The sequence below is a fragment of the Streptomyces sp. L500 genome (assembly GCF_054551825.1).
The window spans coordinates 56,744-80,553 of sequence record NZ_JBTOLC010000016.1; the positions used below are offsets into that span (position 1 = coordinate 56,744).

The 23,810-nt window shown below is 70.9% G+C and carries 22 protein-coding genes; 6 read left to right on the top strand and 16 right to left on the bottom strand.

The annotated features are described in order from the left end of the window. Positions 1–132 precede the first annotated feature (132 nt). The 3 genes from ACX9I7_RS17125 (at position 133) to ACX9I7_RS17135 (ending at position 2,685) form a co-directional block, all read left to right on the top strand. A complete protein-coding gene (locus ACX9I7_RS17125) occupies positions 133–1,320 on the top strand; it encodes a fumarylacetoacetate hydrolase family protein (protein WP_459387813.1) in 1,188 nt (395 codons plus the stop codon). Next, entirely contained in the window at positions 1,317–2,081 is a 765-nt protein-coding gene (locus ACX9I7_RS17130; protein WP_459387814.1) for a GOLPH3/VPS74 family protein, read from the top strand. Before ACX9I7_RS17125 ends, ACX9I7_RS17130 begins: the two co-directional genes overlap by 4 nt. 73 nt (positions 2,082–2,154) lie before the next feature. Further along, entirely contained in the window at positions 2,155–2,685 is a 531-nt protein-coding gene (locus tag ACX9I7_RS17135; protein WP_459387815.1) for a hypothetical protein, read from the top strand. Positions 2,686–2,760: 75 nt separating this feature from the next. Here ACX9I7_RS17135 and nuoN read toward each other — a convergent pair whose 3' ends face one another. From nuoN to ACX9I7_RS17205, 14 genes are read right to left on the bottom strand one after another with little or no spacing between them, the layout of a single operon-like run. Continuing rightward, complete coding sequence (gene nuoN / locus ACX9I7_RS17140) at positions 2,761–4,416, bottom strand: NADH-quinone oxidoreductase subunit NuoN (RefSeq protein ID WP_358631096.1); 1,656 nt, start codon at positions 4,414–4,416, stop codon at positions 2,761–2,763. Next, on the bottom strand, positions 4,413–6,035 hold the full coding sequence (locus ACX9I7_RS17145; protein WP_459387816.1) for an NADH-quinone oxidoreductase subunit M: 1,623 nt from the start codon (positions 6,033–6,035) through the stop codon (positions 4,413–4,415). Before ACX9I7_RS17145 ends, nuoN begins: the two co-directional genes overlap by 4 nt. Positions 6,036–6,037: 2 nt before the next feature. Next, entirely contained in the window at positions 6,038–7,957 is a 1,920-nt protein-coding gene (nuoL, locus tag ACX9I7_RS17150; protein ID WP_387569199.1) for an NADH-quinone oxidoreductase subunit L, read from the bottom strand. A 13-nt stretch (positions 7,958–7,970) separates the two neighbouring features. Further along, complete coding sequence (nuoK, locus tag ACX9I7_RS17155; protein WP_126914763.1) at positions 7,971–8,270, bottom strand: NADH-quinone oxidoreductase subunit NuoK; 300 nt, start codon at positions 8,268–8,270, stop codon at positions 7,971–7,973. Continuing rightward, positions 8,267–9,106 (bottom strand): NADH-quinone oxidoreductase subunit J, encoded by an 840-nt coding sequence (locus ACX9I7_RS17160; RefSeq protein ID WP_387569202.1) that lies wholly within the window; start codon positions 9,104–9,106, stop codon positions 8,267–8,269. The genes nuoK and ACX9I7_RS17160 overlap by 4 nt, the downstream gene beginning before the upstream one ends. Continuing rightward, on the bottom strand, positions 9,103–9,684 hold the full coding sequence (gene nuoI, locus ACX9I7_RS17165) for an NADH-quinone oxidoreductase subunit NuoI (protein WP_387569205.1): 582 nt from the start codon (positions 9,682–9,684) through the stop codon (positions 9,103–9,105). The genes ACX9I7_RS17160 and nuoI overlap by 4 nt, the downstream gene beginning before the upstream one ends. Position 9,685: 1 nt before the next feature. Then, on the bottom strand, positions 9,686–11,014 hold the full coding sequence (gene nuoH, locus ACX9I7_RS17170) for an NADH-quinone oxidoreductase subunit NuoH (protein WP_387569392.1): 1,329 nt from the start codon (positions 11,012–11,014) through the stop codon (positions 9,686–9,688). 38 nt (positions 11,015–11,052) lie between these two features. Beyond that, positions 11,053–13,563, bottom strand: a complete 2,511-nt coding sequence (locus ACX9I7_RS17175; RefSeq protein ID WP_387569207.1) for an NADH-quinone oxidoreductase subunit G — start codon at positions 13,561–13,563, stop codon at positions 11,053–11,055. After that, positions 13,560–14,930, bottom strand: a complete 1,371-nt coding sequence (gene nuoF / locus ACX9I7_RS17180) for an NADH-quinone oxidoreductase subunit NuoF (RefSeq protein ID WP_459387817.1) — start codon at positions 14,928–14,930, stop codon at positions 13,560–13,562. The genes ACX9I7_RS17175 and nuoF overlap by 4 nt, the downstream gene beginning before the upstream one ends. Beyond that, positions 14,927–15,739 carry an NADH-quinone oxidoreductase subunit NuoE gene (nuoE, locus tag ACX9I7_RS17185; RefSeq protein WP_459387839.1) on the bottom strand — a complete coding sequence of 271 codons (813 nt, stop codon included), beginning with the start codon at positions 15,737–15,739 and terminating at the stop codon, positions 14,927–14,929. The genes nuoF and nuoE overlap by 4 nt, the downstream gene beginning before the upstream one ends. Positions 15,740–15,756: 17 nt before the next feature. Further along, the gene (locus tag ACX9I7_RS17190; RefSeq protein WP_387569213.1) at positions 15,757–17,133 is read right to left on the bottom strand and encodes an NADH-quinone oxidoreductase subunit D; all 1,377 of its coding nucleotides are present in this window, start codon (positions 17,131–17,133) and stop codon (positions 15,757–15,759) included. After that, positions 17,133–17,930, bottom strand: coding sequence for an NADH-quinone oxidoreductase subunit C (locus ACX9I7_RS17195; RefSeq protein WP_459387818.1), 798 nt, complete (start codon positions 17,928–17,930; stop codon positions 17,133–17,135). Before ACX9I7_RS17195 ends, ACX9I7_RS17190 begins: the two co-directional genes overlap by 1 nt. Further along, positions 17,927–18,481, bottom strand: coding sequence for a NuoB/complex I 20 kDa subunit family protein (locus ACX9I7_RS17200; protein ID WP_386727092.1), 555 nt, complete (start codon positions 18,479–18,481; stop codon positions 17,927–17,929). The genes ACX9I7_RS17195 and ACX9I7_RS17200 overlap by 4 nt, the downstream gene beginning before the upstream one ends. A gap of 12 nt (positions 18,482–18,493) precedes the next feature. Next, a complete protein-coding gene (locus ACX9I7_RS17205; RefSeq protein ID WP_126914770.1) occupies positions 18,494–18,853 on the bottom strand; it encodes an NADH-quinone oxidoreductase subunit A in 360 nt (119 codons plus the stop codon). 781 nt (positions 18,854–19,634) lie between these two features. Between ACX9I7_RS17205 and ACX9I7_RS17210 the strand changes: the two genes are divergently transcribed. Beyond that, positions 19,635–20,450, top strand: coding sequence for a C40 family peptidase (locus tag ACX9I7_RS17210; RefSeq protein WP_387569220.1), 816 nt, complete (start codon positions 19,635–19,637; stop codon positions 20,448–20,450). Between the two features lie 243 nt (positions 20,451–20,693). Here the strand turns inward: ACX9I7_RS17210 and ACX9I7_RS17215 are convergent, their stop codons facing one another. Further along, positions 20,694–21,968 carry a hypothetical protein gene (locus ACX9I7_RS17215; protein ID WP_459387819.1) on the bottom strand — a complete coding sequence of 425 codons (1,275 nt, stop codon included), beginning with the start codon at positions 21,966–21,968 and terminating at the stop codon, positions 20,694–20,696. Positions 21,969–22,050: 82 nt separating this feature from the next. On the opposite strand from ACX9I7_RS17215, the gene ACX9I7_RS17220 reads away from it, so the two are divergent. After that, entirely contained in the window at positions 22,051–22,239 is a 189-nt protein-coding gene (locus ACX9I7_RS17220) for a hypothetical protein (protein WP_459387820.1), read from the top strand. Here the strand turns inward: ACX9I7_RS17220 and ACX9I7_RS17225 are convergent, their stop codons facing one another. Further along, a complete protein-coding gene (locus ACX9I7_RS17225; protein ID WP_358631129.1) occupies positions 22,240–22,686 on the bottom strand; it encodes an ATP-binding protein in 447 nt (148 codons plus the stop codon). A 264-nt stretch (positions 22,687–22,950) separates the two neighbouring features. Between ACX9I7_RS17225 and ACX9I7_RS17230 the strand changes: the two genes are divergently transcribed. Further along, complete coding sequence (locus tag ACX9I7_RS17230; RefSeq protein WP_459387821.1) at positions 22,951–23,802, top strand: helix-turn-helix domain-containing protein; 852 nt, start codon at positions 22,951–22,953, stop codon at positions 23,800–23,802. Positions 23,803–23,810: the final 8 nt, after the last annotated feature.

Below are 23,810 nucleotides of genomic sequence, written 5' to 3' on the forward strand. Positions count from 1 at the left end.
CCCCCGGCCGGAACCGCAGGCCCACGGGGGCTGCCGAACCTATATCGCGGAGGGAAACGTAAGTACTGTGTGGATCAGGTCACCGGGCCCGTCAGGCCCCCTGAGCTCACCGGAAGGCGAGGCAGCGTCCCCATGCCCCAGAACCGCCCCGAGCTGCCCGAAGGCGACCCCTTCGGCGCGGACACCCTCCCGTACGGCGTCTTCACCACCGCGGGCGCTCCCGACCGCCCCCGGATCGGCGTGCGCTACGGCGCGTACGTCCTGGACGTCGCCGCGGCCGCCGCCGACCACGGCTCCGCCCACGCCGCGCTGCTCGCCGCGCCCACGCTCAACCCCCTGCTGGCCGCCGGCCGCCCCACCTGGCAGGCCGTGCGCGCGGAGATCCGCGGCTGGCTCGACGGGCCGTACTTCCACCCGCTGGCGGAGGTCACGCTGCGGCTGCCCTTCGAGGTCGCCGACTACGTCGACTTCTACGCCAGCGAGCACCACGCCTCCAACGTGGGCCGCATCTTCCGCCCCGACGCGCCGGAGCCGCTCACCCCGAACTGGAAGCACCTGCCGATCGGTTACCACGGGCGCGCCGGCACGATCGTCGTCTCGGGCACCGACGTCGTCCGCCCCCAGGGCCAGCGCAAGGCCCCCACCGACACCACCCCCACCTTCGGCCCCTCCCTGCGCCTGGACATCGAGGCAGAGGTCGGCTTCGTCGTCGGCACCCCCGCCCCCGAGAACACCCCCGTGCCGCTCGACGCCTTCCGCGAGCACGTCTTCGGCGTCTGCCTCGTCAACGACTGGTCGGCCCGCGACCTCCAGGCCTGGGAGTACGTGCCGCTGGGCCCCTTCCTCGGCAAGTCCTTCGCCACGTCCGTCTCCGCCTGGATCACCCCGCTGGACGCCCTCGACGCGGCGCGCACACCCGCGCCGGAGCGCACCCACCCGCTGCTCCCCTACCTGGACGACGCGACGGCCGAGCCCGGCGGCATCGACCTGCGCATCGAGGTGCGGATCAACGACGAGCTCGTCTCCCGGCCGCCGTTCTCCGCCATGTACTGGACGGCCGCCCAGCAACTGGCCCATATGACGGTCAACGGCGCCTCGCTGCGCACCGGCGACTTCTACGCCTCCGGCACGGTCTCCGGACCCGAGCCGGACCAGCTGGGCTGCCTGCTCGAACTCACCAAGGGCAAGGGCCCCTGGCTGGCGGACGGCGACGTGGTGACCATCACCGCGTGGGCGCCCGGCGCGAACGGCGCGCGCGTCGGCCTGGGCGAGGTCACGGGGCGGATCGCCCCGGCGCGCGAGGCGGCGCCCGGCGCATGAGCACCACCCCCTCCTCCGGCCTCACCCTGCCGGAGGAGCTGATACTCCTCTCCCACGCCCCGTCCGACGGCAAGCGGCTGTGCGCCACACGGAACCTGGCGTACGGCCTGGCCGGGGCGGTCCTGGCCGAGCTGGAGCTGCGCGGGCTCGCGGCGGAGGACCGCGGCGGCCCTGTCAGGGTCCCCGGCATCCCGCCGGCGGACCAGCGGCTCGCCCTGCCGCTGGCGAGCCTGCCCGAGCTCGGCAAGCCCGGGTCGAAGGGCCGCTCGCGCCTCTTCCGGCTGGGCACCTCGACGCACCGGTGGGTCCGGACGGCCGCCCGGCACGTGGAGGAGCCCTGGATCGTCGGCCTGGTGGAGCGCGGGATCCTCACCCCGAAGGCTCCGGACCGGTTCGCCCTCGTCCGGCAACTGCGCTACGCCGTGGGGCCGAACGACCTGACCACCGCGGCCCGGCAGCGCTTCGCGGAAGCCCGGGAGGCCGGTTTCCCCGTCCGGCGGGACCGGATGCTCGCCGGGCTGATGTCCGCGACCGGTGTCGGCGCGGTCCTCTACCCGGGCTGGGGCTGCCGGGCCGACCGCAAGGAGCTGCGGCGCCACATGCGCGACGAGTGGACCGCCTACGCCGTGTACCGCAACGTCTCGGCGGACTCCTCCTCCAGCGGCAGCGGCGGTGACGGTGGCGACGGCGGTGGTCACTCCGGCGGTCACGGCTGCGGAGGCGGGGGCGGCTGCGGTGGGGGCGGCTGCGGAAGCGGTTGACCCACGGGCGTACTGCTAGCTTGTCGTGCCCGGCCCCACCGGGCCGGGACATGACAATAGAAAGGGCGCACACGTGCGCAAGGCAGTACAGATCACGGGGGCGGCCGCGGTGGCCGCTGTGCTGATGACCGGCTGTGGCAGCAGCAGCGACAAGGGCGGGGACAAGAGCAAGGAGACCGGGGCCTCCGCCCCGGCGACCGCCGACAGCGGCAAGCCCACCCCGGGCGGCGCCGCGACGAGCGCCCCCGCGCAGCGCGTCTCGGCCGCCGACCTCAAGGGCGGCTGGTCGAAGGGCAAGCTGTCCGACCAGAGCCTGCTGATCCTGTCGTTCGCCGGCAACAAGGTGGGGCTCAGCGGGAAGACGGCGTGCTCCGGCACCGTCGTCGACAACGCGCAGCCCGTCACGCTGGAGATCACCCACTGCCAGGACGGCAGCACCGACTACAGCAAGGGCACCGTCAAGAGCTTCGACGGCAAGTCGCTGACGATCGCCTGGGCCTCCGGCAAGGAGGACACCCTCACCAAGGCCGTGGGCGCCGACGGCAAGCCCGCGGGTCTGCCCGCCGGCCTGCCGGCCGGCATCCCGGCCAAGCCCGCCGGCTGACGCCGCCCCTGACGGACGGACGTACGACGGCGCCCGGCCCCCTCGCGGGGTGCCGGGCGCCGTCACGTCGTACGACTACCGTACGAAGACGCCCGCCTGCCCTGCCAGTTCCAGGAAGTACTGGGGGGCCAGACCGAGGACGAGGGTGACCGCGACGCCGATGGCGATGGCCGAGGACGTCAGCGGGCTGGGCACCGCGACGGTGGGCCCGTCGGCCTTGGGCTCGCTGAAGAACATCAGCACGATCACCCGGATGTAGAAGAACGCCGCGATCGCCGAGGACAGCACGCCGACGATGACCAGCGGCGCCGCGCCGCCCTGCGCGGCCGCCTTGAACACCGCGAACTTCCCCGCGAAACCGCTGGTCAGCGGGATGCCCGCGAAGGCCAGCAGGAAGACCGCGAAGACCGCCGCGACCAGCGGCGAACGCCGCCCGAGCCCCGCCCACTTCGACAGGTGGGTGGCCTCGCCGCCCGCGTCCCGCACCAGCGTCACCACCGCGAACGCGCCCAGCGTGACGAAGGAATAGGCGGCCAGATAGAAGAGGACCGACGAGACGCCGTCGGGAGTGGCCGCGATGACACCGGCGAGGATGAAGCCCGCGTGGGCGATGGAGGAGTAGGCCAGCAGCCGCTTCACATCGGTCTGGGTGACGGCCACGATCGCGCCGACGAGCATCGTGACGATCGCGACGCCCCACATCACGGGCCGCCAGTCCCAGCGCATCCCCGGCAGGACCACGTAGAGCAGCCGCAGCAGCGCACCGAAGGCCGCGACCTTGGTGGCCGCCGCCATGAAGCCGGTGACCGGCGTGGGGGCGCCCTGGTAGACGTCCGGCGTCCACATGTGGAACGGCACCGCGCCGACCTTGAACAGCAGCCCCATCAGCACCATCGCCACGCCGACCAGCAGCAGCGCGTCATTGGCCGTGCTGCCCGCCAGCGCCGGGTCCATGACCCGCGTGGTGCCGCTGACGACGTCGGCGATGCCCGCGTAGGTGACGGTGCCCGCGTAGCCGTAGAGCAGCGCGATCCCGAAGAGGAGGAACGCGGAGGAGAAGGCGCCCAGCAGGAAGTACTTGACGGCCGACTCCTGCGACAGCAGCCGCTGGCGGCGGGCCAGGCCGCACAGGATGTACAGCGGGAGCGAGAACACCTCCAGGGCGACGAACAGCGTCAGCAGGTCGTCGGCGGCGGGGAAGACGAGCATGCCGCCGACGGCGAAGAGCACCAGCGGGAAGACCTCGGTGGTGACCATGCCCGCCGCCACCGCCTCCCGCTCGGCGTCCCCGCCCGGCACGGCGGCGGCCTGCGCGGCGAAGGAGTCGACGGGCCGGCCGTCGGCCGCCGGGTCGAGCCGGCGCTCGGCGAAGGTGAACACGGCCACCAGGGCGACGAGGAGAATGGTGCCCTGCAGGAACAGCGCGGGCCCGTCGACGGCGACGGCGCCCATGGCCGCCACGTGGGACTTGTCCGACGCGTAGCCGCCCGCCGCCAGGGCGACGACGGCCGCGAAGGCCGCCGCCAGGCCGAGGGCGGCCAGCCCGAGCTGGGCGCGGTGCCGGACGCCGCGCGGCAGGAACGCCTCGGCGAGGACGCCGAGGAGCGCGGCGCCGAGCACGATCAGCGTGGGGGACAGCTGGACGTACTCGATGTGCGGGCCGGGGATCTTCTTCGGCGCCTCGGCCGCCGCCAGTGTCCACAGGCTGTGGACAGTTTCCGCGTGGCTCACTTGGCGGCCTCCACATCGTTCACGTGGGCGTCGTTGACATGCACAGAGGGCTGGGGATCGCTCTCGTGGACCTGCGACATGGTGTGCGCGACCGCCGGGTCCAACAGCTGCGTCACGGGCTTGGGGTAGACGCCCAGGAAGAGCAGCAGCGCGATCAGCGGCGCCACGACGGCCAGTTCCCGCGCCCGCAGGTCGGGCATCTCCCGCACGGGCTCGGCCACCGGGCCCGTCATCGTCCGCTGGTAGAGCACGAGGACGTAGAGCGCGGCGAGCACGATGCCGACGGTGGCGACGGCACCGGCGACCGGATAGCGGCTGAACGTCCCCACCAGGACCAGGAATTCGGAGACGAAGGGCGCGAGCCCCGGCAGCGACAGGGTGGCCAGGCCGCCGATCAGGAAGGTGCCGGCGAGCACGGGGGCCACCTTCTGCACCCCGCCGTAGTCGGCGATGAGCCGGGAGCCGCGCCGGGAGATCAGGAAGCCCGCGACCAGCATCAGCGCGGCCGTGGAGATCCCGTGGTTGACCATGTAGAGCGTCGCGCCGCTCTGGCCCTGGGTGGTCATCGCGAAGACGCCCAGGACGATGAAGCCGAAGTGGGAGATCGAGGCGTAGGCGATCAGGCGCTTGATGTCCCGCTGCCCGACGGCCAGCAGCGCCCCGTAGAGGATGCTGATCAGCGCCAGCACGAGGATCACCGGCGTCGCCCACTTCGACGCCTCCGGGAAGAGCTGGAGGCAGAAGCGGAGCATCGCGAACGTGCCGACCTTGTCGACCACCGCGGTGATCAGCACGGCCACGGGCGCGGTGGCCTCGCCCATGGCGTTGGGCAGCCAGGTGTGCAGCGGCCACAGCGGCGCCTTGACGGCGAAGGCGAAGAAGAAGCCGAGGAACAGCGCCCGTTCGGTGGTGGTCGCGAAGTCCAGCTTTCCGGCCGCCCGCGCCTGGACGATCTCCGTGAGGGAGAAGGTGCCGCTGCCCAGCTGGTCGGCGGTGACCGCGTACAGCCCGATGACGGCGGCCAGCATGATCAGCCCGCCGACGAGGTTGTAGAGCAGGAACTTCACCGCCGCGTACGAGCGCTGGGTGGCGCTCTCGGCCTCGCCGCGCTCCCCCGCCCGGTCGCCGAAGCCGCCGATGAGGAAGTACATCGGGATGAGCATGGCTTCGAAGAAGATGTAGAAGAGGAAGACGTCGGTGGCCTCGAAGGCGATCACCACCATCGCCTCGACCATCAGGATCAGCGCGAAGAAGCCCTGGGTGGGCCGCCACCGCGAGGAGTGGGTCTCCAGGGGGTCGGCGTCGTGCCAGCCGGCGAGGACGATGAAGGGGATCAGCAGCGCGGTCAGCCCGATCAGGACGACCGAGATGCCGTCCACGCCCAGGTCGTAGCGGACGCCGAACGCGGCGATCCAGGCGTGCGACTCGGTGAGCTGGAACGGGCCCTTCGCGTCCGGATCGAAGCGCACGAGCTGCGTCGCCGCCAGCACCAGCGTGACCAGCGAGACGGCCAGCGCGAGCCACTTGGCGGCCGCGCGCCGCTCGGCCGGGACGGCGGCCGTGGCGACCGCGCCCAGCGCGGGCACCGCCGCCGTGGCCGTCAGCAGGGGAAATGACATGACTAGACCGCCCTCATCAGCAGGGTCGCGGCGATGAGCACCGCCGCACCGCCGAACATCGAGACCGCGTACGACCGCGCGAAGCCGTTCTGGAGCCTGCGCATCCGGCCCGACAGCCCGCCGACGGCGGCGGCCGTGCCGTTGACGACGCCGTCCACCAGCGTGTGGTCGACGTAGACCAGGCTCCGCGTCAGGTGCTCGCCGCCGCGGACCAGCACGATGTGGTTGATGTCGTCCTGGAGCAGATCGCGGCGGGCGATCCGCACCGGCAGGCTCCCGGGCGGCGCGGTGACGGGCACCGGCCGGCGCCCGTACTGCGCCCAGGCGAGCGCCACACCGACGAAGAGGACCACCAGGGTGGCCGTGGTGACCTGCACGGCGGTGACGGGCGAATGGCCCTCCTCATGGCCGGTGACGGGCTCCAGCCACTTGAGGAAGGCGTCGTTGAGGCTGAACAGGCCGCCCGCGAGGACCGAGCCGGCGGCGAGCACGATCATCGGGATCGTCATCACCTTGGGCGACTCGTGCGGGTGAGGCGCGTTGCCGGCCCCCGCGGCGGAGCCGCTGTCGGACGCTGTCGGCTGCCAGCGCTTCTCGCCGAAGAAGGTCAGCAGCATCACGCGCGTCATGTAGTACGCCGTGATGGCCGCGCCCAGCAGGGCCGCGCCGCCCAGGATCCAGCCCTCGGTGCCGCCCTTGGCGAAGGCCGCCTCGATGATCTTGTCCTTGGAGAAGAAGCCGGACAGGCCGGGGAAGCCGATGATGGCGAGATAGCCGAGGCCGAAGGTGGCGAAGGTGATGGGCATGTAGCGGCGCAGCCCGCCGTAACGCCGCATGTCGACCTCGTCGTTCATGGCGTGCATCACCGAGCCGGCCCCGAGGAAGAGGCCGGCCTTGAAGAAGCCATGGGTGACCAGGTGCATGATCGCGAAGGGGTAGCCGATCGGGCCCAGCCCGGCGGCCAGGACCATGTAGCCGATCTGCGACATCGTCGAGCCGGCGAGGGCCTTCTTGATGTCGTCCTTGGCGCAACCGACGATCGCACCGAAGAGGAGCGTCACCGCGCCGACCGTGACGACGGCCGTCTGGGCGTCCGGCGCCCCGTCGAAGATCGCCCCGGAGCGGGTGATCAGGTACACCCCGGCGGTGACCATCGTCGCCGCGTGGATGAGCGCGGAGACCGGCGTGGGGCCCTCCATCGCGTCCCCGAGCCAGGACTGCAGCGGCACCTGGGCCGACTTGCCGCAGGCGGCCAGCAGCAGCAACAGCCCGATGGCCGTCAGCCTGCCCTCGCCCGCCTTGTCCGCGTTCTCCAGCACCGGCCCGAAGGCGAAGGTCCCGAAGGTGGTGAACATCAGCATGATGGCGATGGACAGGCCCATGTCGCCGACGCGGTTGACGAGGAACGCCTTCTTGGCCGCCGTGGCCGCGCTGGGCTTGTGCTGCCAGAAGCCGATCAGCAGGTACGACGCGAGGCCGACGCCCTCCCACCCGACGTACAGCAGCAGGTAGTTGTCGGCGAGGACGAGCAGCAGCATCGCGGCGAGGAAGAGGTTGAGATAGCCGAAGAAGCGCCGCCGCCGCTCGTCGTGGGCCATGTAGCCCACGGAGTAGAGGTGGATCAGCGAGCCGACGCCCGTGATCAGCAGGACGAAGGTCATCGACAGCTGATCGAGCTGGAAGCCCACGTCGGCGCGGAAGCCGCCGACGGGCACCCAGCTGAACACGGTCGCGGCCAGCTCGCGGTCCTCGCCGCTCCGGCCCAGCATGTCGGCGAAGAGCACCACGCCGATGACGAACGACAGGGCGGCCGCGAGCGTGCCGATCCAGTGGCCCGCGCGGTCGAGCCGCCGCCCGCCGCACAGCAGCACGCCCGCGCCCAGCAGGGGCACCAGGACGAGCGTTCCGATGAGGTTCTCCACCGTCAGTGTCCCCTTACAGCTTCAGCAGGCCGGCGTCGTCGACCGAGGCGGAGTGGCGGGACCGGAAGATCGTCACGATGATCGCGAGGCCCACCACGACTTCGGCGGCGGCCACGACCATCGTGAAGAACGCGATGATCTGGCCGTCGAGATTGCCGTGCATCCGGGAGAAGGTGACGAACGCCAGATTGCAGGCGTTCAGCATCAGCTCGACGCACATGAAGATGACGATCGCGTTCCGCCGGATGAGCACACCGGTGGCACCGATGGTGAACAACAGCGCCGCCAGATACAGGTAGTTGACGGGGTTCACTTGGCTCCCTCCTCGGTGCGCTCCCCGGCGCGGCGCTTGTCCCGCTCCAGCCACTCCTCGGAGCGCTGCTCCAGCGCGGCCAGCTCCGCGAGCGCCTCGCCCGACACGTCGCGGATCTGGCCCCGCGCGCGCAGCGTGGGGTTGACGGTGAGCTCGGAGGGCGTGCCGTCGGGCAGCAGGCCGGGGATGTCGACGGCGTTGTGGCGGGCGTAGACGCCGGGGGCGGGCAGGGGCGGCAGCTGCCTGCCGCCGCGCACGCGCCGCTCGGCCAGCTCGCGCTGGGTGGCGGCGGGCCGGGTGCGCTCGCGGTGGGTCAGCACCATCGCCCCTACGGCGGCCGTGATGAGCAGGGCGCCGGTGATCTCGAAGGCGAAGACGTACTTGGTGAACAGGAGCGCGGCGAGCCCCTGGACGTTGCCTCCGGCGTTGGCCTGGCCCAGCCCGTCGAAGTCGCGCAGCGCGGCGTTGGCGATGCCCGCGGCCAGCAGGACGCCGAAGCCCAGGGCGCACAGCCCGGCGAGGAGCCGCTGGCCCTTGATGGTCTCCTTCAGCGAGTCCGCGGCGGTGACGCCGACGAGCATCACGACGAACAGGAAGAGCATCATGATCGCGCCGGTGTAGACGACGATCTGCACGACGCCCAGGAAGTAGGCGCCGTTGGCGAGGTAGAACACCGCCAGGACGATCATCGTCCCGGCGAGGCAGAGCGCGCTGTGCACGGCCTTCTTCATCAGCACCGCGCCGAGCGCGCCGGCCACGGCGACGACGGCCAGGATCCAGAACTGGACGGCCTCGCCCGTCGACGTCAGGTACGGGGCGGCGGCGAGACCGCTCATGCCTCCACCCCCTCGTCCTCTTGCTTCTCTCCCTTGGAGACGGCGACCTGCCGGGTCGTGCCCGGGGCGGCGCCCGTCACCAGGCCCCGGTAGTAGTCCTGTTCGGTCATCCCGGGGAAGATCGCGTGCGGGGTGTCGACCATGCGGTCCTCAAGGCCCGCGAGGAGCTGCTCCTTGGTGTAGATCAGCGACTCGCGGCTGGCGTCGGCCAGTTCGTACTCGTTGGTCATCGTCAGGGCGCGGGTCGGGCACGCCTCGACGCACAGGCCGCACAGGATGCAGCGGAGGTAGTTGATCTGGTAGACGCGGCCGTAGCGCTCGCCGGGCGAGTACCGCTCCTCGTCGGTGTTGTCCGCGCCCTCGACGTAGATCGCGTCGGCCGGGCAGGCCCAGGCGCACAGCTCGCAGCCGATGCACTTCTCCAGGCCGTCGGGGTGGCGGTTGAGCTGGTGGCGGCCGTGGAAGCGCGGCGCGGTGTGCTTCTTCTCCTCCGGGTACTGCTCGGTCAGCCGCTTCTTGAACATGGCCTTGAAGGTCACGCCGAAGCCGGCCACGGGATTCTGGAAGTCGGAAGACACCTCACCCCTCCTTTCGGTCACTCTGAGTATCCACCCCGCCACTGACAATGAGCTCCCCGCTCCGGCGGGGCCTCCGCCGCGGCACGGGCGGCAGGCTCTGGCCGGGCAGCGGCGGCACGGGGAATCCCCCCGCCATGGGGTCGAAGACGGGTGCCGGCCCCTCGGCCCCCTCCCCCGCCTCCTCGCCGTCCTTCTCGCCCCTGCCCCCGTGGAACAGGTCGAAGAGCAGCGACAGCAGGAGCAGCCCGAGGACCCCGCCGCCGACGTACAGCACGATGTCCTGGAAGGCGTAGTTCTCGTTCCGCAGCGCCCGCACGGTCGCGACGAGCATCAGCCAGACCACCGAGACCGGGATGAGCACCTTCCAGCCCAGCTTCATCAGCTGGTCGTAGCGCACCCGGGGCAGCGTGCCGCGCAGCCAGATGAAGAAGAACAGCAGCAGCTGCACCTTGATGACGAACCACAGCATCGGCCACCAGCCGTGGTTCGCGCCCTCCCAGAACGCGGAGAGCGGGTACGGGGCCCGCCAGCCGCCCAGGAAGAGGGTGGTCGCGACCGCCGAGACCGTCACCATGTTCACGTACTCGGCGAGCATGAACATCGCGAACTTGATGGACGAGTACTCGGTGTTGAAGCCGCCGACGAGGTCGCCCTCGGACTCCGGCATGTCGAAGGGGGCCCGGTTGGTCTCGCCGACCATCGTGGCGATGTAGATGACGAAGGAGACCGGCAGCAGCAGGATGTACCAGCGGTCGTGCTGCGACTCGACGATCGCCGAGGTCGACATCGAGCCGGAGTAGAGGAAGACCGACGCGAAGGCCGCGCCCATCGCGATCTCGTACGAGATCATCTGCGCGCAGGAGCGGAGCCCGCCGAGCAGCGGGTACGTCGAGCCGGACGACCAGCCGGCCAGCACGATGCCGTAGATGCCGACCGAGGCGACCGCGAGGATGTACAGGATCGCGATCGGCAGGTCGGTGAGCTGCATCGTCGTGCGGTGGCCGAGGATCGAGACCTCGTTGCCGGACGGGCCGAAGGGGATCACCGCGATGGCCATGAACGCGGGGATGGCGGCGACGACCGGCGCGAGGACGTACACGATCTTGTCCGCGCGGCGGACGATCACGTCCTCCTTGAGCATCAGCTTGACGCCGTCCGCCAGCGACTGCAGCAGCCCCCACGGGCCGTGCCGGTTGGGGCCGATGCGCAGCTGCATCCAGGCGACGACCTTGCGCTCCCACACGATCGAGAAGAGCACCGTCACCATCAGGAACGCGAAGCAGAAGACCGCCTTGATCACCACCAGCCACCAGGGGTCCCTGCCGAACATCGACAGGTCCTCCGTGGCCAGTTGAGTCAGCGCAGGACTCACGACCGCACCTCCGGCCTCATCGCTCCACCCTCGTCACCGGCGTCGGCGCCGATGCGCACCACCTCGCCCGGCCGCGCCCCGACGTCGGAGGCGACGCCCCCGCCGACGGAGTTCAGCGGGAGCCAGACCACCCGGTCGGGCATGGCCGTGATCCGCAGCGGCAGCCGCACCGAGCCGTACGGGCCCGTCACGGCGAGGAGTTCGCCGTCGCGCACCCCCGCCTCGGCCGCCGTCGCCGCCGACACCCGGGCGAGCGCCGGATGGCGGGTGCCGGCCAGCGCCTCGTCCCCGTCCTGGAGCCGCCCCCGGTCCAGCAGCATCCGGTGCCCCGCGAGGACCGCCTCGCCGCGCTCGGGCCGCGCCGGAGCCCGGCCGGGCTCCGCGGGGCCGGCCGGCCGCTCGCCGTCCCACGCCCCCAGCCGCGTCAGCTCGGCCCGCACGGCCGGGAGGGCGTCCAGGGCGAGGGGCACGTCCATGGCGTCGGCCAGCATGTGCAGCACCCGGAAGTCCGGCTGGGTGTGCCGCACGGCGAGCTGGTCCGGCTTGAGCGCCGCCTCGAACGGCCGTGCCCGGCCCTCCCAGTCGAGGAACGTCCCGGACTTCTCGGCGACGGCCGCGACCGGCAGCACCACGTCCGCCCGGTCCGACACCTCGCTCGGCCGCTGCTCCAGGCTGACGAGGAAGCCCACCGCGTCCAGCGCCTCGCGGGCCCGCGCCGGATCGGGCAGGTCCGCGACCTCCACGCCGCCCACGAGCAGCGCGGCCAGCTCTCCCGTGGCCGCCGCCTCCACGATCTGCCCGGTGTCCCGGCCCGCGCCGCGCGGCAGCCCGGCCACGCGCCACACCGCCGCCGTCTCCTCCCGCGCCCTCGGGTCGGTGACGGGCCGGCCGCCCGGCAGCAGCCCCGGCAGGGCCCCCGCCTCCAGCGCGCCCCGCTCGCCCGCCCGGCGCGGCAGCCACACCAGCCGCGCGCCCGTCGCCCCGGCCGCCGCCACGGCGGCCGACAGCCCGCCGGGCACCCCGGCCAGCCGCTCGCCGACGAGGATCAGCGCACCCGGCGCGCGCAGCGCCTCCGACGCCGCCCGCCCGGCCGCGTCCAGGCCCGACGAGTCCGCCAGAGCCCGCAGCCACTCCGGCTCCGTGCCCGGCGCGGCCGGCAGCAGCGTGCCGCCTGCCTTCGTCAGGCCCGGGGTCGCGTAGGGGGCCAGCGCGAACAGGCGCTGCCGGCGCTTGCGCCACGCCTTGCGCAGCCGCAGGAAGACCCCCGGCGCCTCCTCCTCGGCCTCCAGGCCCACGAGCAGCACGCCGGGCGCCTGCTCCAGGGCCGTGTACGTCACCCCCGTGCCGTCGAGGTCCCGGCCCCGCCCGGCAACGTGGGCGGCGAGGAAGTCGGCCTCCTCAGCGCTGTGCGTCCGCGCCCGGAAGTCCACGTCGTGGGTGTCGAGGGCGACGCGGGCGAACTTGGCGTAGGCGTACGCGTCCTCCACCGTCAGCCGGCCGCCGGTCAGCACCCCGGCCCGGCCGCGCGCCGCCGAAAGACCACGGGCCGCGATCTCCAGGGCCTCCGGCCAGCTCGCCGGCGTGAGGACGCCGCCCGCGTCCCGGACCAGCGGGGTGTCGAAGCGCTCGGGCCGCTGCGCGTAGCGGAAGGCGAAGCGGCCCTTGTCGCACACCCACTCCTCGTTGACCTCGGGGTCCTCCGCGGCCAGCCGGCGCATCACCTTGCCGCGCCGGTGGTCGGTGCGCAGCGCGCAGCCGCCCGCGCAGTGCTCGCACACCGACGGCGAGGAGACCAGGTCGAAGGGGCGGGCGCGGAATCGGTACGCCGCCGAGGTGAGGGCGCCCACCGGGCAGATCTGGATGGTGTTGCCGGAGAAGTACGACCGGAAGGGGTCGCCCTCGCCCGTACCGACCTGTTCCAGCGCGCCGCGCTCCAGCAGCTCGATCATCGGGTCGCCCGCGATCTCGTTGGAGAAGCGGGTGCAGCGCGCGCACAGCACACAGCGCTCGCGGTCCAGCAGGATCTGCGTGGAGATGGGGATCGGCTTCTCGTAGGTGCGCTTGCGGCCCTCGAAGCGGCTGTCCGCCTGGCCCGCCGACATGGCCTGGTTCTGCAGGGGGCACTCGCCGCCCTTGTCGCAGACGGGGCAGTCCAGCGGGTGGTTGATGAGCAGCAGCTCCATCACGCCGCGCTGCGCCTTCTCGGCGACGGGCGAGGTGAGCTGGGTCTTCACCACCATGCCGTCCGTGCAGGTGATGGTGCAGGAGGCCATGGGCTTGCGCTGGCCCTCGACCTCGACGATGCACTGTCTGCACGCGCCCGCCGGATCCAGCAGCGGATGGTCGCAGAAGCGCGGGATCTCGATGCCCAGCAGCTCGGCCGCCCGGATGACGAGCGTGCCCTTCGGCACGGAGAGCTGGATGCCGTCGATGGTGACGGACACCAGGTCCTCCGGCGGGACGGCCGCGTTCCCTCCTCCGGAAGGGGCGGACGTGGTCACTGTCATGCGTTCACCCCCAGGTGAGCGTGCTGGTTGGTGGCGGGGCCGTCGGCCCACACCGTCGACTTCGCCGGGTCGAAGGGGCAGCCCTTGCCCTTGATGTGCTGCTCGTACTCCTCGCGGAAGTACTTCAGCGAGGAGAAGATCGGGCTGGCGGCGCCGTCTCCCAGCGCGCAGAACGACTTGCCGTTGATGTTGTCGGCGATGTCGGCGAGCTTGTCGAGGTCGGTCATCCGCCCCTTGCCCGCCTCGATGTCACGGAGCAACTGGACGAGCCAGTACGTGCCTTCGCGGCAGGGCGTGCACTTGCCGCAGGACTCGTGGGCGTAGAACTCGGTCCAGCGGGTCACGGCGCGCACGACGCACGTCGTCTCGTCGAAGCACTGGAGGGCCTTGGTGCCGAGCATCGAGCCGGCGGCGCCCACCGCCTCGTAGTCCAGGGGGACGTCAAGGTGCTCGTCGGTCAGCAGCGGGGTCGAGGAGCCGCCGGGCGTCCAGAACTTGAGCCGGTGACCGGGGCGCATCCCGCCGCTCATGCCCAGCAGTTGCCCGAGGGTGATCCCCAACGGGGCTTCGTACTGGCCGGGGTTGGCGACGTGGCCGCTGAGGGAGTACAGCGTGAAGCCGGGCGACTTCTCGCTTCCCATCGAACGGAACCATTCCTTGCCCCGGTTGAGGATCGCGGGAACCGAGGCGATGGATTCGACGTTGTTCACCACTGTGGGGCAGGCGTAGAGACCTTCGACCGCGGGGAAGGGGGGCCGGAGCCGGGGCTGGCCGCGGCGGCCCTCCAGCGAGTCGAGCAGCGCGGTCTCCTCGCCGCAGATGTAGGCGCCCGCCCCCGCGTGCACGGTGACGTCGAGGTCGAGTCCGCTGCCCAGGACGTTCCGGCCGAGGAAGCCCGCCGCGTACGCCTCGCGCACGGCCTCGTGCAGCCGGCGGAGCACGGGGACGGTCTCGCCGCGCAGATAGATGAAGGCGCGGTCGGAGCGGATCGCCCAGCAGGCGATCACCATGCCCTCGATGAGGGAGTGGGGGTTGGCGAAGAGGAGGGGGATGTCCTTGCAGGTGCCGGGCTCGGACTCGTCGGCGTTGACGACGAGGTAGTGGGGCTTGCCGTCGCCCTGCGGGATGAACTGCCACTTCATCCCGGTGGGGAAGCCGGCGCCGCCGCGGCCGCGCAGCCCGGAGTCCTTCACATACGCGATGACGTCGTCGGGGGTCATCGCGAGGGCCTTGCGCGCGCCCTCGTAGCCCTCGTGCCGCAGATAGGTCTCCAGCGTCCAGGAGCGCGGCTCGTCCCAGAAGGCGCTGAGGACGGGTGAGAGCAGCTTCTCGGGGCTGGTCTCGAAGATCTCGGGCGCCATGGTCATTCCTCCCCCTCCTCGGTGACCGGTCCGCTGGGGTGCGCGGGGTCCGAGGCGGACGTCTCCTGCGGCGCGTCGTGGGAGCTGAGGTGCTCCGCCGGGCGCTCGCCCTGCGGCGGCTCGCCGCGCGGCGGCACCACCCGGTGCCCGCCCTCGCCCCTGGCCAGCCGCAGCCCGGCCAGCGAGGCGGAGCCGGCCCCGCCGCCCGCCTCGACGGCACCCGGCCGCCGGTCGGGGAAGCCCGCCAGGATGCGGGCCGTCTCCTTGTACGTGCACAGCGGCGCCCCGCGCGTGGGCTCGACGGTGCGGCCGGCGCGCAGGTCGTCGACGAGCCGTTTGGCGCTCTCGGGCGTCTGGTTGTCGAAGAACTCCCAGTTGACCATCACCACGGGCGCGTAGTCGCAGGCCGCGTTGCACTCGATGTGCTCCAGCGTGACCTTGCCGTCCTCGGTGGTCTCACCGTTGCCGACGCCCAGGTGGTGCTTGAGCTCGTCGAAGATGGCGTCGCCGCCCAGCACCGCGCACAGGGTGTTGGTGCACACCCCCACCTGGTAGTCGCCCCCGGGCGCGCGCCGGTACATGGTGTAGAAGGTCGAGACCGCCGTGACCTCCGCCGTGGTGAGCCCGAGCCGCTCGGCGCAGAAGCGGATGCCGGTGCGGGTGACGTGCCCGTCCTCGGCCTGCACCAGGTGCAGCAGCGGCAGCAGCGCGCTGCGGCTGTCGGGGTAGCGGGCGATCACCTCGTCGGCGTCCGCGTCCAGCCGGGCGCGGACGTCGGCGGGATAGTCGGGGGCGGGGAGCGCGGGCATCCCCATCTGCACGGGTGCGTCACTCACCGGTCGACGCCTCCCATCACGGGATCGATGGACGCCACCGCCACGATGACGTCGGCGACCATGCCGCCCTCGCACATCGCCGCCATGGCCTGGAGGTTGGTGAAGGACGGGTCCCGGAAGTGGACCCGGTAGGGGCGGGTGCCGCCGTCGCTGACGACGTGGACGCCCAGCTCCCCCTTGGGGGACTCCACGGCGACATACGCCTGCCCCGGCGGCACCCGGAAGCCCTCCGTCACCAGCTTGAAGTGGTGGATCAGGGCCTCCATCGAGGTGCCCATGATCTTCTTGATGTGGTCGAGGGAGTTGCCGAGCCCGTCCGGCCCGAGGGCCAGCTGCGCGGGCCAGGCGATCTTCTTGTCGGCGACCATGACCGGGCCGGGCTGGAGCCGGTCCAGGCACTGCTCGACGATCCGCAGCGACTGCCGCATCTCGTCCAGCCGGATCAGGAAGCGGCCGTAGGCGTCGCAGGTGTCGGCGGTCGGCACGTCGAAGTCGTAGTTCTCGTAGCCGCAGTAGGGCTGGGCCTTGCGCAGGTCGTGCGGGAGCCCGGCGGAGCGCAGGATCGGCCCGGTGGCGCCCAGCGCCATGCAGCCGGTGAGGTCGAGGTGGCCGATGCCCTCCATCCGGCCCTTGAAGATGGGGTTGCCGGTGGCGAGCTTGTCGTACTCCGGCAGGTTCCGGCGCATCTTCTTGACGAACTCGCGGACCTGGTCGACCGCGCCGGGCGGCAGGTCCTGGGCGAGGCCGCCGGGGCGGACGTACGCGTGGTTCATCCGCAGGCCGGTGATGAGCTCGAAGATGTCGAGGACCATCTCGCGGTCGCGGAAGCCGTAGATCATGATCGTGGTGGCGCCGAGCTCCATGCCGCCGGTGGCGATGGCCACCAGGTGGGAGGAGATTCGGTTCAGCTCCATGAGCATCACCCGGATGACGGAGGCCCGGTCGGGCACCTGCTCCTCGATGCCGAGCAGCCGCTCCACGCCCAGGCAGTACGCCGTCTCGTTGAAGAACGGCGTGAGGTAGTCCATGCGCGTCACGAAGGTGGTGCCCTGGGTCCAGTTGCGGAACTCCAGGTTCTTCTCGATGCCGGTGTGGAGGTAGCCGATGCCGCAGCGGGCCTCGGTGACCGTCTCGCCGTCGATCTCCAGGATGAGGCGGAGCACTCCGTGGGTGGAGGGGTGCTGGGGACCCATGTTGACGACGATCCGCTCGTCGTCGGCCCGCTTGGCGGCGTCGGCGATCTCGGCCCAGTCGCCGCCGGTGACGGTGTAGACGGTGCCCTCGGTGGTCTCGCGCGCGCCGGCGGGGGCGCCGCTCTCGTGCGGGGTCTCGTTGGCGGTGCCGTTGGGGGTGGTCCCGTTGGGGGTGGACATCACGAGTACGACCTCCGCTGGTCGGGGGCCGGGATCCGGGCGCCCTTGTACTCGACGGGAATGCCGCCGAGGGGGTAGTCCTTGCGCTGCGGAAAGCCCTGCCAGTCGTCCGGCATCATGATCCGCGTGAGCGCCGGATGGCCGTCGAAGACCAGGCCGAAGAAGTCGTACGTCTCGCGCTCGTGCCAGTCGTTCGTCGGATAGACGTCGACGATCGACGGGACGTGCGGATCGGCGTCGGGAGCGCTCACCTCCAGCCGGATCAGCCGGTTGTGGGTGATCGAGCGCAGGTGGTAGACGGCGTGGAGCTCACGCCCCTTGTCCCCGGGGAGGTGCACCCCGCTGACCCCGGTGCACAGCTCGAAGCGGAGCGCCGGGTCGTCGCGCAGCGTCCGGGCGACGCGCGGCAGGTGCTCGCGGGCGATGTGGAAGGTGAGCTCGCCCCGGTCGACCACGGTCTTCTCGATCGCGTTCTCCGGGAGAAGCCCCTGCTCCTCCAGGGCCCCTTCCAGCTCGTCCGCCACCTCGTCGAACCATCCGCCGTAGGGACGGGCGGCCTCGCCCGGCAGCCGTACGGTGCGGACGAGCCGGCCGTAGCCGGTGGTGTCGCCGCCGTTGTTCGGGCCGAACATGCCGCGCCGGACGCCGATGACCTCGCCGTGGTCGAGGCGCTGGCCGGGCAGGTTCTGGGTGCCGAGGTCCTTGTCGGGGTTGACGCCATTGGGAGGCTTGGGTCCCTCGGTGGGCTTCGGGCCTTCGGCGGGCTTGGGCCCCTCGGCCGGCTTCGGGTCGCTCATCGCAGCAGCCCCTTCATGTCGATGAGGGGCAGGGCCTTGAGGGCCGCCTTCTCCGCCTCGGCCTCCGCCTCCGCGCGCTGCGGGCCGAGCTTCTCGTGCTGGATCTTCTTGTGCAGCTTGAGGATCGAGTCCATGAGCATCTCGGGCCGGGGCGGGCAGCCGGGCAGATAGATGTCGACGGGCACGATGTGGTCGACGCCCTGCACGATCGCGTAGTTGTTGAACATGCCGCCGCTGGACGCGCAGACCCCCATGGAGATCACCCACTTGGGGCTGGGCATCTGGTCGTAGACCTGACGCAGCACGGGCGCCATCTTCTGGCTCACCCGCCCCGCCACGATCATCAGATCGGCCTGGCGGGGGGAGCCCCGGAAGACCTCCATGCCGAAGCGAGCGAGGTCGTAGCGCCCCGCTCCCGTCGTCATCATCTCGATGGCGCAGCAGGCCAGGCCGAAGGTGGCCGGGAAGACGGACGCCTTGCGCACCCATCCCGCGGCCTGTTCGACGGATGTCAGCAGAAAGCCGCTCGGCAGCTTCTCCTCAAGTCCCATGCGACGAGCCCCCTAGTCCCATTCCAGGCCGCCGCGCCGCCATACATAGGCGTAGGCGACGAAGACGGTGAGCACGAAGAGGAGCATCTCCACGAGCCCGAACAGCCCCAGGGAGTCGAAGGTGACCGCCCAGGGGTAGAGGAAGACGACCTCGATGTCGAAGACGATGAAGAGCATCGCCGTCAGGTAGTACTTGATCGGGAACCGGCCACCACCGGCCGGGTGCGGGGTCGGCTCGATGCCGCATTCGTACGCCTCGAGCTTGGCGCGGTTGTAGCGCTTGGGCCCCACGAGCGAGCCCACGACCACGGAGAAGATCGCGAAGCCCGCACCTAGGGCTCCCAGTACGAGGATGGGCGCATAGGCGTTCACCGCTCCTCGCTCCTTCCAGTCTGTCGACGCTGACTGCTGGCTGACCGGACCCGGTGGATGGAGGCCCTCCGAAGATCACCGCCATGTGAGGCAGTTCACAAGCCCGGGTCGCCTGCATCCTATGCCCGCTGGTCTGTGATCTGCGACACGGCGTACACGACCGCGTTTGTGATCTCCACCACCTGACGAACGATCATTAAGTCGGATGAGCGGTGATCTACATACGCGAAGCGGTTGAGTGATCACCAGAGGTGACATTCAGGGGCTGCGGTGCTGGTCGGGACGGGTGAGCCATTATCAAGCCATGGCGCGATCGGGCAAATTGGCAAGAGCTCCGATGAACTGATATAGGGCCGTGACGAGCCGAGGGGCCGACGGACGGCGCCACCCCCTCCCCCGTCACCCCACCGGGCACCCGACGGACCGTCACCGAAACGCGCCCGGGGCGGACGACCGGCGCCCGGTACGCGCGTCGCTTCACAAGCCGCGCCCGGGAGACCGGACGGACGCGCGATACGTGAGTTGCGCCACGCGCCCGGGGGTTCGGCGACCGGATTTCGTGGGTAGCCTCGACGCGCGGGCTGTAAAGGTGATAGGACGCCCGCCGCACGTCACCGATGGCCAAATGCCATGCTGAGGCGCTTGATCGCCCGTCCGGACTCCCCTCGCGCCGTGACCTCTCTGTGATCAAAAGGCCCGTTTTCCAAGCGCGTACACGTCAATTGTGGCGCAGGTCACTTATCTTGAACTCAACCAGCGCGGACTGATAGTCCGTTGTCCCATGTCCCCGAACGCGCATATAACCAGCCACCGAAAGCACCGTCGCCCGGCGACCCAGTCCTGGGTCGTCCGCACGGGTGTGGCCGGTGGCGTCCTCAGCACCCTGGCCGTGGCCGGCACCGCGTCCGCCGCCACCGCCACCGCCGAGAAGCCGGCCGAGGCGACCCAGGAGATCCCCGCGTTCAACGCGGCCCTCTCCACCTCCATCGCGCAGAGCGCGGTCGCCACGCAGCAGGCGGCCACGGACACCCAGATCCGCGCGCAGGTGGACGAGGCCGTCGACGTCGCCAAGGCGCAGGCCAAGAAGGTCAAGGACGAGGCGGAGCGCAAGGCCGAGGCCGAGCGCAAGGCCGCCGAGGCCGAGGCCAAGCGTGCCGAGCAGGACCGCGCCTCCCGCGACAGCGACCGCTCGGACCTGGGCACGAAGTCCACCTCCGGCTCCAGCACCGGCTCCCACGCCAGCGGCAACGCCGCCACCCTGGTCTCCTTCCTGGAGGCCCAGGTCGGCAAGGCGTACATCATGGGCGCCACCGGCTCCTCCGCGTACGACTGCTCCGGCCTGGTCATGTCCGCGTACAACCAGATCGGCATCGACCTGCCGCGCGTCTCCCAGGACCAGTCGACGGCCGGCACCCAGGTCGGTCTCGACAACCTCCAGGTCGGCGACATCCTCTACTGGGGCCCCGCCGGCAGCGCGTACCACGTCGCCGTTTACATCGGCGGTGGCAAGTTCATCGGCGCGCAGAACCCGAGCACGGGTGTCGTCGAGCGCAGCCTGAGCTACTCCCCGCCGACGGGCGCCGTCCGCGTCATGTAGTCACGCGGATTCGCAGACTCCAGAAGGGCCGCCGCTCCCCCCGCTCGGGACGGCGGCCCTTCGGCGCATCCGGGACCCGGGTGCCCACCCCCGTTACCCTCGGGCACCCGGCCCCCGCGCCGATGGTTGGAGTCTGGGACGGCCACGCCGTGCGCGGCAAACCCCTTCGGGTGGGGTCGAAACCGGGCCGCCTCGCGGCGGGGTTTGGGGGTGGGGGTTCGCAGGTGGGGGCGCCTGCGGCGGTCAGGAGAGGGATTTGAGATCGAGGAGCGCTCCGGCGGGGACGAGGTGGGCTCTGCTCCCCCCATCGGTGAGCCGTTTGGCAATCAGGCCGATCAGCTCACCGGTGCCGACGTGGAACGCCGGTGCCCCCGTGAGGCCGATGGGCAACTCCCCCTCGACGCGGACCCAAGGACCGGAGCGGCCCTTGACGTCGAGCAGGCCGGAGTGCCGATACCCCTCGCCGGTGTCATCCCTTGCATGCGCATTGACCAGCAACTGGCTCCCCGGCATCGGCGACTGCCCCAGAGCGATGGACGGCACCGCGTTCGTCAGCGGCTCGGCCAACCGCATCACCGTCAGCATGAACGGCTCGGGCCCGCGCTCGATGATCTCGGCTGCGGTCCCCTTCCCATCGGAGGACGCGATCTCCCAGCCCACCTCGACCGTTCGAGCCCGCAGCCGGGGCGCGACCACCGTCGTCGGGTCGACGAGGAGGCCATTGACCCTCGTCCGTCGATCGCCGTACTGATACGCGACCTGGACCGTGACCGAGCCGACCGTCTCCTCGTCGATCTTCCAGGACGACGACGTGTTGACGAATACGTCGCCGTGGATGACGGTTCCGGCCGTCATAGGACCGGGCATGTCGGCTGGTCCGGGGCCGACGGCGACGGGCTCGTCCGACTCGGCGGCACGCTGCCGTGTCTCCGCCTCCGCCAACTGCCGTTCGAGCCGCTCGCACCGCTCCTCCGCCTGGCGATGCGCTTCGCGCGTCTCCTCCAGCTCATCCTTCAACTGCTGGATCTCGGCGATCAGTCGTGATCGATCGGCGTCGGTGTCGGGGCCGACCCGAAACTGTCCGATCTGCAACTGGAGCTCCCGGACGCGGTGTTCGCGATCGCGGAGGGTGTCCTCCAACCACCGTTCGCGCTGGGCGGCCCGGCGGGCGTCCTCGTCCGCCACGGCGAGCTGCTGCTGCAACAACTGCACCTTGTGCGTAGGGCTCTTGCCCGCCTTGAGCGCGGCGTGGTGCAGGGCGCGCAGCATCTCCGTCGTCTCCGGCGTCGGCAATGTGCCACGCGTTTCCGCGACGTCATTCAGCAGGTTGAGTGCGAATTCCCATGGCGGAAGGCGCTGTCCGCTCAGGTAGCGGGAGACGGTGGACGAGTCGTAGCTGCGGCGCGCCGCGTAGCGCCGCTCGGAGATCTCCAGCCCCGCGAAGAGATCGCGCAGCGCCTGCGCCAGCGCGCGCATCTCCGGCGAGAGCCCCTCCCCGAACGCCTGCAGTTCACTCACGCTGCCACCTGCCTGTCAGCACCGCTGCGGCTGCCGCAGCGTATCCGTTCCCATCGACCCTGAGTCGTACCATCACCGACTCATGAGAGGGGCCTCAATGGCCAACGACGGCAAGCGCGTTCATGATCTGATCGTTTTCCTCGCCGTGCTGGCAGCGGGGATCCTGCTCGTGCTGCTGGGCGTATCGCCCAGCGCGCTGGCGACCGTCACCGCGTCCCTGTCCGGGCTCTACGCGACCTGGCGCGGCGGTGGCGGTCGCCCCACGCCGTGATCACCGTTCCCGCAGCTCGAACCACACGCGCTTGCCGATGACGTGCAGCCCGTCCCAGACGAGGTTCACGCCGAAGGCGTGCGACAGCTTGTTCATGAGGACGAGCCCCCGGCCCCGCTCGTCGCCCGGTTTCGCGGCGAGCCGGCCGTACGGGCGCCTGACCGGGTCGTCGTCCCGCACGGCGACGACCACCCGGTAGGGCCTGACGGTGACTTCCACTGACAGCGCGGACACGCGCGCGTGCTGCACGACGTTCGCGACGGCGTCCGACACGCAGACGCACGCGTCATCGATGAGAGCGGGGTGGTTGGTCGCCTGCAACGTTCCGCGTACGAACTGGCGGGCGAGCCGAGCGGTTGTCGCCGTCGCCGGTGCGGCGAGCTCGTAGAACGTGTGGGGGTTGTAGTAGGGCGCGGTACGTGGGTCGTTGAGCACGGTTGCGCTCATGGGGCGCCTCCCTATTCGGGTTACCGATGTCCTGTGCGGTTTCGCTTCCGCGCGCCGCCGTCGTCCGTGGCCCGGCCACCAGCTTTGGCCTCAAGTTGCCTGCGCGTGGCCGCACTTCGGGTCTTCCCGGCCGCATTGCGCGGTGCGGACGAACGTAGGGCACAAAGCTGTACCGGTGCAACGCTGAGACACGAATAGGTGACAGACGGTGGACCTGTGGGATGGTGGCGCGCGAGACTCGAAGCACCGAACGGAGGGCGATCCATGCCGCCGAGAAGCAATCCGACAGTCCGCCAGGCACGGCTGGGCGCCGAGCTACGGAAGCTCCGGGAAGCGGCAGGCTTGACCGCGCGAGAGGCCGGAGCCCTGCTCGGCGGCGGGGCAGCGCAGATCAGCCATATCGAGGCCGGGCGATGGGGGGTTAGCGCTGACAGAATCCGCCAGCTCGCCTCCTACTACAAGGCGAGCAACGTCAGGCTCATCAACGAGCTGTGCGCCATGACCGACGAGCGCGTGCGCGGATGGTGGGAGCAGTACCGGGGACTCCTCACGCCAGGATTCCTCGATGTATCGGAGCTGGAACACCACGCGCGAGCGCTCCACTTGCTGCAGATCACCTACGTCCCGGGGATCTTCCAGACCGAGGATTACGCGCGTGCGCTGTTCGGCAGCGCGATCCCCGCGCTGCCGGAAGCCCAACTCAACGCGCGCGTCGAGCATCGCACCCGCCGACGGCAAATCTACGACCGGAAGACGCCTCCGGACACTGTGGCGATCGTGCACGAAGCCGCGCTACGCATGCGGTACGGAGGCCGAGCCGTGCAGCGAGCGCAACTGGAGTTCCTGGAGGAGGTGGCGGAGTGGCCAAGTGTGAAGCTGCTGGTGATCCCCTTCGAGACCGACGGCCTGACCGGGACAGCCCAGTCGATGTTCTACGCTCTCGGCCCTATCCCTGAGCTCGACACCGTGCAGATCGACGCTGCCTTCGGCGGTAGCTTCATCAGCGCCAACGCACTGCTGTCCGTGTTCCGCAACATGTTCGCCACCCTGACGCAGACAGCACTAAGCGCCGACGGTTCACGGCAGTTCATCCACAAACTGATCCAGGAAACGTGAGATCAAGG